Origin of the sequence: Janthinobacterium sp. UMAB-60, from assembly GCF_900095235.1 — a bacterium.
In the GTDB taxonomy this organism is placed as follows: domain Bacteria; phylum Pseudomonadota; class Gammaproteobacteria; order Burkholderiales; family Burkholderiaceae_D; genus Janthinobacterium.
This window is the reverse complement of record NZ_LT607482.1, coordinates 129,478-141,464: the sequence shown is the minus strand read 5'-3', so window position 1 is coordinate 141,464 and position 11,987 is coordinate 129,478. Positions and strand designations below refer to the sequence as shown.

Annotated in this window: 13 protein-coding genes and 1 pseudogene; 7 read left to right on the top strand and 7 right to left on the bottom strand. The window is 62.3% G+C overall.

From position 1 onward, the window contains the following. Positions 1-113: 113 nt before the first annotated feature. Both K0F86_RS00635 and K0F86_RS00630 read left to right on the top strand, forming a co-directional pair. On the top strand, positions 114-878 hold the full coding sequence (locus K0F86_RS00635) for a helix-turn-helix domain-containing protein (RefSeq protein ID WP_257571923.1): 765 nt from the start codon (positions 114-116) through the stop codon (positions 876-878). Between the two features lie 77 nt (positions 879-955). Then, on the top strand, positions 956-1,321 hold the full coding sequence (locus K0F86_RS00630) for a VOC family protein (RefSeq protein ID WP_219132482.1): 366 nt from the start codon (positions 956-958) through the stop codon (positions 1,319-1,321). A gap of 157 nt (positions 1,322-1,478) precedes the next feature. On the opposite strand, the gene K0F86_RS00625 is transcribed toward K0F86_RS00630, so the two are convergent. Next, positions 1,479-2,375 carry a LysR substrate-binding domain-containing protein gene (locus tag K0F86_RS00625; RefSeq protein ID WP_219132481.1) on the bottom strand — a complete coding sequence of 299 codons (897 nt, stop codon included), beginning with the start codon at positions 2,373-2,375 and terminating at the stop codon, positions 1,479-1,481. Positions 2,376-2,534: 159 nt separating this feature from the next. Here K0F86_RS00625 and K0F86_RS00620 point away from each other — a divergent pair, with 159 nt between their 5' ends. Beyond that, entirely contained in the window at positions 2,535-3,716 is a 1,182-nt protein-coding gene (locus K0F86_RS00620) for an acyl-CoA dehydrogenase (protein WP_219132480.1), read from the top strand. Further along, complete coding sequence (locus tag K0F86_RS00615; protein ID WP_219132479.1) at positions 3,716-4,963, top strand: CaiB/BaiF CoA-transferase family protein; 1,248 nt, start codon at positions 3,716-3,718, stop codon at positions 4,961-4,963. Before K0F86_RS00620 ends, K0F86_RS00615 begins: the two co-directional genes overlap by 1 nt. Before the next feature lie 113 nt (positions 4,964-5,076). Here the strand turns inward: K0F86_RS00615 and K0F86_RS00610 are convergent, their stop codons facing one another. The 3 genes from K0F86_RS00610 to K0F86_RS00600 are packed head-to-tail and all read right to left on the bottom strand — an operon-like array spanning position 5,077 to position 6,858. Then, entirely contained in the window at positions 5,077-5,403 is a 327-nt protein-coding gene (locus K0F86_RS00610; RefSeq protein WP_219132478.1) for a barstar family protein, read from the bottom strand. Positions 5,404-5,411: 8 nt separating this feature from the next. Then, positions 5,412-6,221, bottom strand: coding sequence for a 4-hydroxy-tetrahydrodipicolinate reductase (dapB, locus tag K0F86_RS00605; RefSeq protein WP_219132477.1), 810 nt, complete (start codon positions 6,219-6,221; stop codon positions 5,412-5,414). A gap of 19 nt (positions 6,222-6,240) precedes the next feature. Continuing rightward, positions 6,241-6,858: an outer membrane protein assembly factor BamE gene (locus K0F86_RS00600; RefSeq protein ID WP_219132919.1), complete on the bottom strand. Its 618-nt coding sequence runs from the start codon at positions 6,856-6,858 to the stop codon at positions 6,241-6,243. Between the two features lie 195 nt (positions 6,859-7,053). On the opposite strand from K0F86_RS00600, the gene fur reads away from it, so the two are divergent. Continuing rightward, positions 7,054-7,485, top strand: a complete 432-nt coding sequence (gene fur / locus K0F86_RS00595; RefSeq protein WP_099761922.1) for a ferric iron uptake transcriptional regulator — start codon at positions 7,054-7,056, stop codon at positions 7,483-7,485. A 51-nt stretch (positions 7,486-7,536) separates the two neighbouring features. On the opposite strand, the gene hrcA is transcribed toward fur, so the two are convergent. After that, entirely contained in the window at positions 7,537-8,553 is a 1,017-nt protein-coding gene (gene hrcA / locus K0F86_RS00590; RefSeq protein WP_035822689.1) for a heat-inducible transcriptional repressor HrcA, read from the bottom strand. A 114-nt stretch (positions 8,554-8,667) separates the two neighbouring features. After that, positions 8,668-9,393, bottom strand: a complete 726-nt coding sequence (locus tag K0F86_RS00585) for an HAD family hydrolase (protein ID WP_219132476.1) — start codon at positions 9,391-9,393, stop codon at positions 8,668-8,670. Positions 9,394-9,637: 244 nt separating this feature from the next. Here K0F86_RS00585 and K0F86_RS00580 point away from each other — a divergent pair, with 244 nt between their 5' ends. Beyond that, the gene (locus tag K0F86_RS00580; protein WP_219132475.1) at positions 9,638-10,240 is read left to right on the top strand and encodes a hypothetical protein; all 603 of its coding nucleotides are present in this window, start codon (positions 9,638-9,640) and stop codon (positions 10,238-10,240) included. A 36-nt stretch (positions 10,241-10,276) separates the two neighbouring features. Further along, positions 10,277-10,882 (top strand): hypothetical protein, encoded by a 606-nt coding sequence (locus tag K0F86_RS00575; protein ID WP_219132474.1) that lies wholly within the window; start codon positions 10,277-10,279, stop codon positions 10,880-10,882. Between the two features lie 179 nt (positions 10,883-11,061). Here the strand turns inward: K0F86_RS00575 and mmsB are convergent. Then, positions 11,062-11,973, bottom strand: a pseudogene (gene mmsB / locus K0F86_RS00570) (3-hydroxyisobutyrate dehydrogenase); the annotation flags it as partial. Positions 11,974-11,987 lie beyond the last annotated feature (14 nt).

Sequence of the window (11,987 nt, the reverse complement as noted above, 5' to 3'; positions counted from 1 at the left end):
TGTCGCCGCCCGATAGCGCGGCGCGCTGGCGGCCCGGGCCGGCAAATTTTGGCCGGCGCACAATTATGCTGTGTAATATATGGGCAATCTTGTTCTTTGCATCAAAGCCGGCCATGATCGTCTATCAGGAATATCTGCCCATTCCCGCCCTGCGGCCCTGGCTGGACTGCGTCTGGACCTGCCGCGTGCGGACGGGCGCCACGCCCGTCACGCACCAGGTCTTGCCCGACAATTGCATCGACATCCTGTGCCAGGACCAGCAAGATGCCAGCTTTGCCGTGGGCATGATGACGGCGCCGATTGCCGTCGCCAGTCTGGGCCTCGTGCAGACGGTGGCGGCCCGCTTCAAGCCGGGCGCGGCGGCGCGCTTCTTCCAGCTGCCCTTGTGCGAACTGAGCGATGGCCGCACGGGATTGCAGCAGCTGTGGGGCCGCGAGCTGGCGGCACGCCTCGGTGACGCGCTGTGGAGCGAGCCCTTGTCGAATGCGCAAAGAGTTTCTGTTTTACAAGATTATCTGCTGCTGCGCCTGCGCACCGCGCCGCCACGGCGCCAGGCCGGTGCGGCCGAACATGCCATCGCGGCCATTGAGGCAGCGTCCGGCCAGGTGCGCGTGGAGGCACTGGCCGCGCAACTGGGCGTGTCGCGCCAGCACCTGGCGCTGCAATTTCGCCAGCACGTCGGCATCAGCCCGAAATTGTTTGCCCGTATCTGCCGTTTCCGCGCTGCCAGCGCCGGCATGCAAAACCTGGCGGGGCAGCCGGACTGGGCGCAAGTGGCCTTGCAATTCGGTTATTTCGACCAGTCACACCTGATCCACGACTTTCAGGAGTTCGCCCGCCGTTCGCCCGAAGCGTGGCTGACGGGCCGGCGCGCTTGAGCACCTTCCATTTTTCCAATCGCCACGCGCGCGCCGGTGGCATGATGGCGTTATTCTTCATTCATCAGGAGCAGAACATGATCAAGGGCTTACGCACCGTCACCTACCCCGTCCCCGACCTGGACCAGGCCAAAGCCTGGTACAGCCAGGTATTTAACGCGACGCCGTATTTCGACCAGCCGTTTTATGTGGGTTTTGCCATTGGCGGCTTCGAACTTGGGCTGCTGCCGGGCGGCGAGCCAGGCACGCAAGGCAGCGTGACGTACTGGGGCGTGGACGGCATCGAGCAGGAAGTCGAGCGCATCGTCGGGCTGGGCGGCACCCTGCACCATCCGATCACGGACGTGGGCGACGGCATCCGCACGGTGGAATTGCTCGACCCGTTCGGCAACCAGATCGGCCTGATCGACAATCCCCACTTCGATACCGGCAAAGTCGTTTAAGAGCCTATCCCAGTAGGGAGCGTCTTCTGCTGGCAGTTCATCAGGAGCGCGGACAAGGCGTGAGGAGGACGCGTGGCGAGCCACGCGACGACGAGCAACGCCGTCCCCGCTTCTGAGGGGCGCCAGCAGGGGATGTATTCATCTACTGGGATAGGCTCTAAGCCGCCTCGTCCTGCAGCCATGCACGCAATTGCTGCAAGGCCGTCTTTTCGTGCGCCGCCTCGGGCGTGATCAGGTAATACGCGCGCTGGCCGCGCAGTGGGTGCTCGCAGACGATGCGCAGTTCGCCACGCGCCAGTTCCGCTTCGACCAGCATGCGCGGCAGCAGGACGGCCCCTTGCCCCTGCACGGCCGCCATGGCCAGCATGGAAAACAGTTCGTAGCGGGCGCCGTAGCGCGCCAGTTCCCCATCAACCTGCATGGCATCAAACCACTGGCGCCAGGCGCCCGGGCGCGTACTTTGTTGCAACAAGGTCAGTTCCAATACATCGTGCGGCTGCCACTGACTGCGCGCCGCCAGCAGGCGCGGGCTGGCGACGGGCACGATTTCTTCATGCATCAACAAGGTGGCGCGCGTGCCGGGCCAGCGCGCCAGCTGCTCGGGCGTGCCCGCGTACAGGGCGCCGTCGTATTCCGTATCGGCAAACATGAACGGTTTTGTATACGCGTCGATATGCACGACGATGTCCGGGTGCAGTCCTGCCAGCGAGCCCAGGCGCGGCATCAGCCAGCGCGTGGCAAACGTGGGCACGGAAGCGAGCTGCAAGGCGCCGCCACCGCCCTGGCGCGCCATGGTGTCGAGCGTGTCGCGCTCGAGCCCATCGAGGCGGGCCGCGATCTGGCGCGCATACGCGGCGCCGGCGCTGGTCAGCAGCACGCCATGGCGCGTGCGCTGGAACAGTTGCACACCAAGAAAGCTTTCCAGCGATGAAATCTGCCGCGAGACGGCGCTTTGTGTCAGCGACAGTTCGCGCGCCGCGTGCGTGTAACTCTGGTGGCGCGCGGCGGCCTCGAAACAATTGAGCGCCTGCAGCATCGGGATTTTGCGTGACATGGGGTATCCGGCCAGTGAAAGAACATCAGTATGCCGCAAGATATGCGCAAAACGCATGTCTGGGTGCGAAAAAATCGTTTGCGCAAGGCTAGGCAAGAACCTACCATGAGCCATATTCAATCTTGCGCCGATCACCGGCGCTCACCTGCGAGGCCTGTGATGAGCAAAACCGTATTCGACTGGAATTCCCCCCTGCTGCTGGAAGAACAACTGACGGGCGACGAACGCGCCGTGCTGGAAGCGGCCCGCGACTATTGCCAGGGCAGCCTGGTGCCGCGCGTCCTCGAATCGTTCCGCCATGGCCGCACGGATGCGGCCATCTTCCGCGAAATGGGCGAGTTGGGCTTGCTGGGTACGACCATTCCCGAAGAATACGGCGGCGCCGGCCTGAACTACGTCTGCTACGGCCTGGCCGCGCGCGAAGTCGAGCGCGTCGATTCGGGCTACCGCTCGATGATGAGCGTGCAATCGTCGCTGGTGATGGTGCCGATCCATGCCTTCGGCAACGAAGAAACGAAACAGAAGTACCTGCCGAAACTGGCGACGGGGGAATTCATCGGCTGCTTCGGCCTGACGGAACCGAACCACGGCTCCGACCCTGGCAGCATGGTCACGCGCGCGCGCAAGGTGCCGGGCGGCTACAGCCTGTCCGGCGCCAAGATGTGGATCACCAACAGTCCGATCGCCGATGTGTTCGTCGTCTGGGCCAAGGACGATGAAGGCGCGATCCGCGGCTTCGTGCTGGAAAAAGGCTGGAAGGGTTTGTCGGCGCCGGAAATCCACGGCAAGGTCGGCTTGCGCACGAGCATCACCGGTGAAATCGTCATGGATGAAGTGTTTTGCCCGGAAGAAAACGCCTTCCCCGACGTGCGCGGCTTGAAGGGTCCATTTACCTGCCTGAACAGCGCCCGCTACGGCATCGCCTGGGGCGCGCTGGGCGCGGCCGAAGATTGCTACCTGAAAGCGCGCCAGTACACGATGGACCGCCAGCAATTCGGCCGTCCGCTGGCCGCGAACCAGTTGGTGCAAAAGAAACTGGCGGATATGTTGACGGAAATCACCATGGGCTTGCAAGGCTGTTTGCGCCTGGGTCGCATGAAGGATGAGGGTTCGCCCGCCGTGGAAATCACGTCTATCATGAAACGCAACAGCTGCGGCAAGGCGCTCGATATTGCCCGCGTGGCGCGCGACATGATGGGCGGCAATGGCATTTCCGACGAGTTCGGCGTGATCCGCCACCTGGTCAACCTGGAAGTGGTCAACACCTATGAAGGCACGCACGATGTGCACGCGCTGATCATCGGCCGCGCCATCACCGGCATCGCCGCCTTCAGCAACTGATGGACGCCTTGGCTTCCACCTTGCGGCCCGCACCGCTGACCGGCTTGCGCGTGCTCGATCTGTCGCGCGTGCTGGCCGGCCCGTGGGCCGGGCAGATGCTGGCCGACCTCGGTGCCGACGTGGTCAAGGTCGAACAGCCGGGCCGCGGCGACGACACGCGCTCCTGGGGTCCACCGTATCTGAAAGACGAGGACGGCCGCGACACCGCCGAGGCCGCCTATTTCCAGTGCGCCAACCGCAACAAGCGCTCCTTGTGCATCGACCTGGCCGCGCCTGAAGGCCAGGCGCTGGTGCGCCAGCTGGCCGCCGAAGCGGATGTCTTGCTGGAAAATTTCAAATTGGGTGGCTTGAAGCAATACGGTTTAGACGCGGCCAGCTTGCTGGCACTCAACCCACGCCTCGTGTATTGCTCGATTACCGGCTTCGGCCAGGATGGGCCGTACGCGGCGCGCGCCGGCTATGACTTCTTGATCCAGGGCATGGGCGGCTTGATGAGCATCACGGGCGTGCCCGACGGCCAGCCGGGCGCCGGACCGCAAAAAGTGGGCGTGGCGCAAACGGACATCATGACGGGCCTGTACGCCACCATCGCCGTGCAGGCGGCGCTGGCCGAACGCGAGCGCTCGGGCCTGGGCCAGCATATCGACCTGGCCCTGCTCGACGTGCAAGTGGCGGCGCTGGGTAACCAGGCGGCGAATTACTTGTGCGGCGGCAAAGTGCCCCAACGCATGGGCAATGCGCATCCGAACATCGTGCCGTACCAGGACTTTCCCACGGCCGATGGCGACATGATTCTGGCGATCGGCAACGATGGGCAATTTTCCCGCTTTTGCGCCGTCGCCGGCCACCCGGAATGGGCACAGGACGAACGTTTCATGAGCAACCCGCAGCGCGTGGCGCACCGGGCGATCCTGATCCCGTTGATGCGCCAGACCACGGTCATGCGCACGACGGCCGAGTGGATCAGCGCGTTCGAGGCGCAAGCCGTGCCATGCGGCCCCGTCAACCGCATCGACCAGGTGTTTGCCGACCCGCAAGTGGTGGCGCGTGGCTTGAAAGTGGAAATGCCGCATCCGACGGCGGGGACTGTTGCGCTGGTGGCCAATCCCGTGCGCCTGTCCGGCTCGCCCGTGCAGTACCGCTTGCCGCCGCCAATGCTGGGGCAGCATACGCAAGAGGTGCTGCAGCAGTGGCTGGGGCTCGATAGCGGCCAGATCGACGGCTTGCGCGAGCGCAAGGTGGTGTAAATGTTGGTCGTCTGGACGTAGGTCGGATTAGCGCTTGCGCGTAATCCGACTTGCACAGCCAACAATGTTGTCGGATTACGGCCCGCAGGGCCTAATCCGACCTACGATTCTATTCACTTGAGTATCAGCTTCAACGCCGGTTTTTCACCGTAATCGTCATAGCGCTCATTGATGCCGGCGATACAGAACGTGATTTCTTCCAGTAAATCAGGCACTTGCGCCTTCATCGCGTCAGCGTCCTGCACCACGATTTCCAGCACTTCGTTCGGTTTCAAACGGAACTGCGTCATGTTTTCGTCATCGCGCAGATAGCTGAGGCAATCGACCCAGGCATCCATGCTGTTGCCGTAGAACGCGGGGAAACCGAAGGCTGGCACGCATTGCGCGTGAAAGCTCGCTTCGTCGGTGATGTCTTTTCCATTCAGGATGGCAGTGGCCATGGTCTTCCTCAGTTCTTCAGCGACAGCACATCCTGCATGTCGAACAGGCCGGTAGGCTTGTCGGCCAGGAAACGCGCGGCGCGCAGCGCGCCGTGGGCGTAGGTGACGCGGCTGCTCGACTTGTGGCTGATCTCGATGCGCTCGCCGATGCCGGCAAACAGCACCGTATGGTCGCCGACGATATCGCCGCCGCGGATGGTGGCAAAGCCGATGGTCGACGGATCGCGTTCGCCCGTCACGCCTTCGCGGCCGTACACGGCGCATTCCTTCAGGTCGCGGCCCAGGGCGCCGGCCACCACTTCACCCATTTGCAGGGCGGTGCCCGACGGCGCATCGACCTTGTGGCGGTGATGCGCTTCGATGATCTCAATGTCGTAACCTTCGGACAGGCTTTTCGCGGCCAGTTCCAGCAACTTCATGGTGACATTCACGCCCACGCTCATGTTCGGCGCGAACATGATGGCCGTCTTTTCGGCGGCGGCGGCAATGGCCGCCTTGCCCGCGTCATCGAAGCCGGTGGTGCCGATGATCATCTTGATGCCATGCTCGGCGCAATACGCCAGGTGCTGCAAAGTGCCTTCGGGGCGCGTGAAGTCGATCAGGTAATCGGCGCCGGCCAGGCCGGTGGCCAAATCGGATGCGATCAGCACGCCGGCAGGCTTGCCCAGAAAGGCGGCGGCGTCCTGGCCGACGGACGGCGAACCAGCGCGGTCGAGCGCACCGGCCAGCACGGCGTCGGGCGCGTTGCTGACGGCTTCGATCAGGATATGGCCCATGCGGCCGCTGGCGCCAGCGATGGCAATTTTCAGTTCAGTCATTTTATTCTCTTACAGCAACTTATTTGGTGGGCTCGGCGGCAGGTGCAGGTGCAGGTGCAGGTGCAACGTCAGGCTTGCTCACAGGAATGGCGGGGGCGGCATCGGCCGGCACGGGCACGGCGCTCGGCGCCACGGGCGACGGCACGGCGGCGGCAGGCACGTCGGCCTTGGCGACCTTGGCGAACGGCGACGGACCGGCGATGCGGTCGATGTATTCTTTCTCGGTCGGCAAGTTGCCGCCTTCGAAACGCGCAACTTTGCCTTCCTTGTCAAAGAACACGACGACGCGGCTGCTGGTGGTTTCGCCACTGCCCCGTGCCAGGCGGAATGGATAATCCCAGCGGTCGGCATGGAAAATATCGGTCAACAGCGAGGTGCCGAGGACGAAACGTACCTGATCGCGCGTCATGCCCACTTTCAACTGGGCCAGCATCTCTTCGGAGACAAAGTTGCCTTGTTGAATGTCAGGACGATACGGCGAGAAAAACCACATGAATTTTTGCAACGGCGTCACCGTGGTGGTCTGCGCACCTTTTTCCGGAACGACTTCCTGGCCTTCCTTGAGCGTCACCGCCGGCTTTTCGCCAAGGATGCCGCGGCTGGCGCAGCCGGACATGACCAGCGCGACACAGACCATGCCTGCCACGACTGGTGCTCGAAATGAAATACGGTGCCAGAGAGATGGCAATACAGCCGGTGTTACGCGCATAAATGACCTCAATTGGATGAACAAAACGCCAGGAGTGACCGGCCTGCCAAAAAATGCATATTTTGGCACTCCCCGACAAAACGCTATATGATAAAGCACCTGACCCACATACGAGCAACAAACATGAGTAACAATCCTAGTGATCTCAAGGCAAGCGGCCTGAAAGCCACCCTGCCACGCCTGAAGATACTCGATATCTTCCAGAGTAGCCCGGTACGCCACCTGACAGCGGAAGACGTCTATAAAATTCTGCTGGCCGACAATATGGATGTCGGTTTGGCAACTGTCTACCGTGTCCTGACGCAGTTTGAACAGGCAGGCTTGCTCAACCGCAACCATTTTGAAACCGGCAAGGCAATTTTCGAACTCAACGAAGGTTCCCACCACGACCATCTGGTGTGCCTCGACTGTGGCCGGGTCGAAGAATTCTTCGACGAAGAGATCGAAATCCGCCAGCAAAAAGTGGCTGAAGAGCGCGGCTTCAAGATCGCCGAACACGCCTTGGCCATCTACGGCAACTGCATCAAGACGGCTTGCCCGCACAAAACCGCCTGATCCACGCCGGCCGTTCCCGCAAGGGGCCGGCCGGCGCAGCATGGAGCAGCATCAATGATGGCTGAGCGCGCTTGACAGCAGTTTGGCCGTGATATCGACGATCGGAATGACGCGCTCGTAAGCCATGCGCGTCGGTCCGATCACTCCCAACGTTCCCACGATCTTGCCGTTGACTTCATACGGCGCCGTCACCACGCTCATTTCGTCCATCGGCACCAGGTTCGATTCGCCGCCGATGAAAATCTGCACGCCCGTCGCCTTGCTCGACACGTCGAGCAGCTGCATCAAGCCCGTTTTTTGCTCGAACATGTCGAACATCTGGCGCAGCGAATGCATATTCGATGACAGATCGCTCACGCTGAGCAAGTTGCGTTCGCCGGAAATGACCATGTCGTCGCTATGGTCAGCCATCGCTTCGCTGCCCGCTTCCACGGCCGCCTGCATCAGGCTGCCCATGTCGTCGCGCAGCTGGCGCAGTTCGCCCTGCAGGCGCACGCGCACGGCGTCGAATGACAGGCCGCCATAATTCTGGTTGATGTAATTGGCCGATTGCACCAGTTGCGCCGGCGTATAGTCGGCTTCCGTCAGCAATAAACGGTTCTGCACGTCGCCGCCCGGGGCAACGATGACGAGCAGGATGCGCTTTTCGGACAGGCGCAGGAATTCGATTTGCTGGAACACGGATTCGCGGCGCGGACTGAGCACGACGCCGGCAAACTGCGACAGCGACGACAGCATCTGCGCCGCGTTGGCGATGGTTTTCTGCGGCTGCGGCGTCTGCAGGCGCATGCGCGATTCCACCATGTGCTCGTCCAGATGCCGGACGGTCAGCAAGGTGTCGACAAAGATGCGGTAGCCGCGCGGCGTGGGGATGCGTCCGGCCGAGGTGTGCGGACTGGACACATAACCGAGCTCTTCCAGATCGGCCATGATGTTGCGGATCGTGGCCGGCGACAGGTCGAGGCCGGAAATTTTCGACAGGGCGCGCGAACCGACCGGCAGGCCGTCGGCGATATATCGCTCGACCAGGGCTTTCAGCAGTGTTTGGGCACGTGTATCGAGTTGCATGGTGTCTTAGTTAAGCCAGTATTTTTAGCAAGTATTTTTTAGGCAAGCGGCAACGAAAGCGGCAGAACGTACAGTAACAGCGCCTATTATGCACGTTCGCCCGTCCGGCGGCGATCAATCTTCCAGTTGCCCCTGCAGCCACAGCAGCAATTCATCAAAGTTGGCGCAGATGGCGTCGGGCTGCACGCCGGCGGCCAGGTGGGCGTCGCTGCCCTTGCGGTTCATCCAGACGGCACGCATGCCCGCGCCTTGCGCGCCCGTCACGTCGAAATACAGGTCGTCGCCCACATATACGGCTTCATGCGGGGCCACTTCCAGCGCGGCGCAGGCAGCCAGGAAGATACTGGCATCGGGCTTGGCCACGCCAAAGTCGCTGGCGGCGATCGATACCTTGAAATGCTGCGCCAAGCCGATAATTTCAAGGTCCGCATTGCCATTCGAGATGGAGCCGACCAGCATGCGCTGGCGCATCCAGGCCAGGCCAGGCAAGACGTCGTCATACGGCTGGACGCGGTTGCGCGCGGCCAGGAACTGCGCGATGGCGCCGTCGACCAGGGCGGCATCCTCGCCGACGGCCTCGAAGGCGGCCAGCAGGCCGGCGCGGCGCAACTCGATCAGGTTGCCATGGAAATGCGGTTGTTCGTTCAGCATGGCCAGACGGTGCTGGCGCAACAGCTCGATGGAAAACTGCTGCGCCACTCTGGGCGCATGCGTGGCCAGCCAGTCGTGCAGCAGGGTTTCTGCGGCGGCAATCACGGGCGCGATGGGCCACAAGGTATCGTCGAGATCGAACAGGATGGCCTTGGGAGGCACGGCGGGTTTGACAGGAGCAAGGGACATGGGACTCACGGTGGATGCCGCGCCACGATGCGCAAGCTGCATGTATTGTCGCACTGATCGCCGCCGTCGGCTTGGCTGCGCCCCCATGAAATGGGGCCGAGCCAGCGCTTCCCGGCGAAAAATTGTTACAGGGTGATACAAGGCAAGATCATTCGGCTTGCCAGATAGACTAAAATAGGCGCCATTCCAATGCGGCGCCAGCGTCCGCGTTGCGCTACCCAACCTGATTCGTTTTGGAGAATGTATGAAAAATTTGTACCTGCGCTCGATGCTGGCGGCGGCTTGCGCCGTCACACTGGCAGCCTGCGGCGGCAGCGGCGGCAACCTGTATCTGAGTGGCCAAGTGTCCAGTCTGGCAAAAGATGGCCTGATTCTCCTGAACAATGGGGAAAGCTTGCCCGTTCCTGCGGGCCAGGCCTCCTTTGTTTTCACCAAGCTGCTCAAGACCGATGAGCGCTACGATATCAGCATCGCGCAGCAGCCAAAGGGCGCCGTGTGCACCATTACCAATGGCAGCGGCAAAGCAACGAGCTATTCCGTGAGCACGGCCGTGGTGAACTGCACGACCAATACCTACCCGCTGAGCGGCACGATCACGGGCCTGACTGCCAACAATCTGCAACTGGTGAACGGTTCCAACGATAGCATCAGCCCGCTGGCTGGCAGCAGCAGCTTTACTTTCCGGCAGGTAGCCGATGGCGCGAGCTACAACATTTCCGTAAAGTCCAATCCTGACGGCCTGATTTGCAAATTCCAGGGTTCTGGCAGCGCGGACGGCCACGATACTATCGGCACCATGGGTTCGAGCGCCACCAACACGTCGACACTGAACTGCGCGCCGAAGTAAGCCGCGCCATTCGTCCACCTTATTTTGGAGAAATATATGAAGTTATCCTGCCTGCGCCCTCTGGCCGCGCTGTTGCTGACCGTGGGACTGGCCGCTTGCGGCGGCAAAGCCTCGTACGATGTCAGCGGCACCATCTCTGGCCTGAACAATGACGGCCTGGTCCTGGCCAACGGCGGCGACACCGTCGCGCGGCCTGCCGGCTCCACCACGTTCACCTTTCCCAAGCGCATAGACTACGGCACCGACTACAACATTACCGTGCAGACGCCGCCAGCCCACATGAATTGCGCCGTTCAGGGCGGCACAGGGTCGGCCGGCCACTACATCAGCATCCAGGCTGCCGTCATCTGCCAGCAAAATGCTTACCCGGTCGGGGGCACGATTACGGGACTGACCGTTGCCGGCCTGGTCCTGGCCAACGGCAGCAGCCTCCAACAGTTGACCCTGATAAAAGACGCTGCCACGTTCGCCATGCCTGACCTGGTTGCCGATGGCCGCTCGTTCGGCATCAGCGTGATCACCAGCCCCGCTGGCCTGCAATGCAAAGTACAGACCGATCCGGCCACGGGCTTGTCGACCGGCGTTGGCACCATGGGCGCGGCGGCCGTTACTTCCGTGAAGATCGCCTGCGTTGCCGCATAAGTGATCGCGGCGGCCGGCGGCCGCTTCGAAGAGATATCACGAAAATCAATAATTGATATTCTAAAGATAAATTGGAGTTATATGTGGCGATGCAGCATAATGCATCTGTCTCCTCCAACTCTTCCAAGAATTGGATTTAGCCCGCTTTTACCAGCGGGCTTTTTTTTGCCCAAAATTTCTCAGGCGGCAGGCGTTTGCAAACCAGGCTGCAGCATGTGCACGATGCTGGAGAAATCCTGCTGCGCATAACCGGCTTGCGCATGCATCTGGTACAGCTGGCGCACCAGGCCGCCCAGTGGCGTAGGCGCGTTCGCCGACAAGGCCGACTGCTGCGCCAGGCCCAGGTCTTTCAGCATCAGCGCCGTGCCGAAGCCGCCCGTGTAATTGCGCGACGCGGGCGTGCCGTCCATGACACCGGGCCACGGGTTGTACACTTCCAGGGTCCAGTTGCGGCCCGAACTCTTGGCCATGATGTCGGACAACACTTTCGGATCGAGGCCATGCGCCACGCCCAGGTTCAGCGCCTCGGCCGTCCCCGCCATCAAGATACCTAGCAGCATATTGTTGCAAATCTTCGCCACCTGGCCCGCGCCCGCCTCACCCGCATGGAAGATGTTCTTGCCCATCTTTTCCAGCAATGGCCGCGCCTGCTGCAAGGCCGCTACGCTGCCGCCGACGATGAAGGTCAGGGTGCCGGCCGCCGCGCCTGCCGTGCCGCCCGAGACGGGCGCATCGATCATGGCAAAGCCGCGCTCGCTGGCCGCCTGCGCCACCTGGCGCGCCACGTCGGCCGCGATGGTGCTGCAATCGATGAACAGGGCGCCGGGCTTGGCCGAGTCGAGCACGCCGCCGGCGCCCAGGTACAGTTCCTGCACGTGCTTGTTGGCTGGCAGCATGGTGATGACGGCGTCGGCCGTCTGCACGGCCGCGCTGGCGGACGCGGCCGCCGTGGCGCCCGCTTCGACCAGCGACGCCACTGCCGCTGGCGCCAGGTCGAACACGGACACGTGGAAGCCGGCGGCCACCAGGTTGCGGGCCATCGGCGCGCCCATGTTGCCCAGGCCGATAAAAGCGATATGTTGCATTTTTAGAGTCTCCTGTTGTT

What these genes read in the sequence shown, in the direction of transcription:
- K0F86_RS00585 (WP_219132476.1), bottom strand. Translation starts at nt 9,393, where the DNA reads ATGTCCCTTGCTCCTGTCAAACCCGCCGTGCCTCCCAAGGCCATCCTG.
- K0F86_RS00580 (WP_219132475.1), top strand. Translation starts at nt 9,638, where the DNA reads ATGAAAAATTTGTACCTGCGCTCGATGCTGGCGGCGGCTTGCGCCGTC.
- K0F86_RS00625 (WP_219132481.1), bottom strand. Translation starts at nt 2,375, where the DNA reads ATGTCACGCAAAATCCCGATGCTGCAGGCGCTCAATTGTTTCGAGGCC.
- K0F86_RS00575 (WP_219132474.1), top strand. Translation starts at nt 10,277, where the DNA reads ATGAAGTTATCCTGCCTGCGCCCTCTGGCCGCGCTGTTGCTGACCGTG.
- K0F86_RS00635 (WP_257571923.1), top strand. Translation starts at nt 114, where the DNA reads ATGATCGTCTATCAGGAATATCTGCCCATTCCCGCCCTGCGGCCCTGG.
- K0F86_RS00620 (WP_219132480.1), top strand. Translation starts at nt 2,535, where the DNA reads ATGAGCAAAACCGTATTCGACTGGAATTCCCCCCTGCTGCTGGAAGAA.
- fur (WP_099761922.1), top strand. Translation starts at nt 7,054, where the DNA reads ATGAGTAACAATCCTAGTGATCTCAAGGCAAGCGGCCTGAAAGCCACC.
- K0F86_RS00610 (WP_219132478.1), bottom strand. Translation starts at nt 5,403, where the DNA reads ATGGCCACTGCCATCCTGAATGGAAAAGACATCACCGACGAAGCGAGC.
- K0F86_RS00615 (WP_219132479.1), top strand. Translation starts at nt 3,716, where the DNA reads ATGGACGCCTTGGCTTCCACCTTGCGGCCCGCACCGCTGACCGGCTTG.
- K0F86_RS00630 (WP_219132482.1), top strand. Translation starts at nt 956, where the DNA reads ATGATCAAGGGCTTACGCACCGTCACCTACCCCGTCCCCGACCTGGAC.
- hrcA (WP_035822689.1), bottom strand. Translation starts at nt 8,553, where the DNA reads ATGCAACTCGATACACGTGCCCAAACACTGCTGAAAGCCCTGGTCGAG.
- dapB (WP_219132477.1), bottom strand. Translation starts at nt 6,221, where the DNA reads ATGACTGAACTGAAAATTGCCATCGCTGGCGCCAGCGGCCGCATGGGC.
- K0F86_RS00600 (WP_219132919.1), bottom strand. Translation starts at nt 6,858, where the DNA reads ATGGTCTGTGTCGCGCTGGTCATGTCCGGCTGCGCCAGCCGCGGCATC.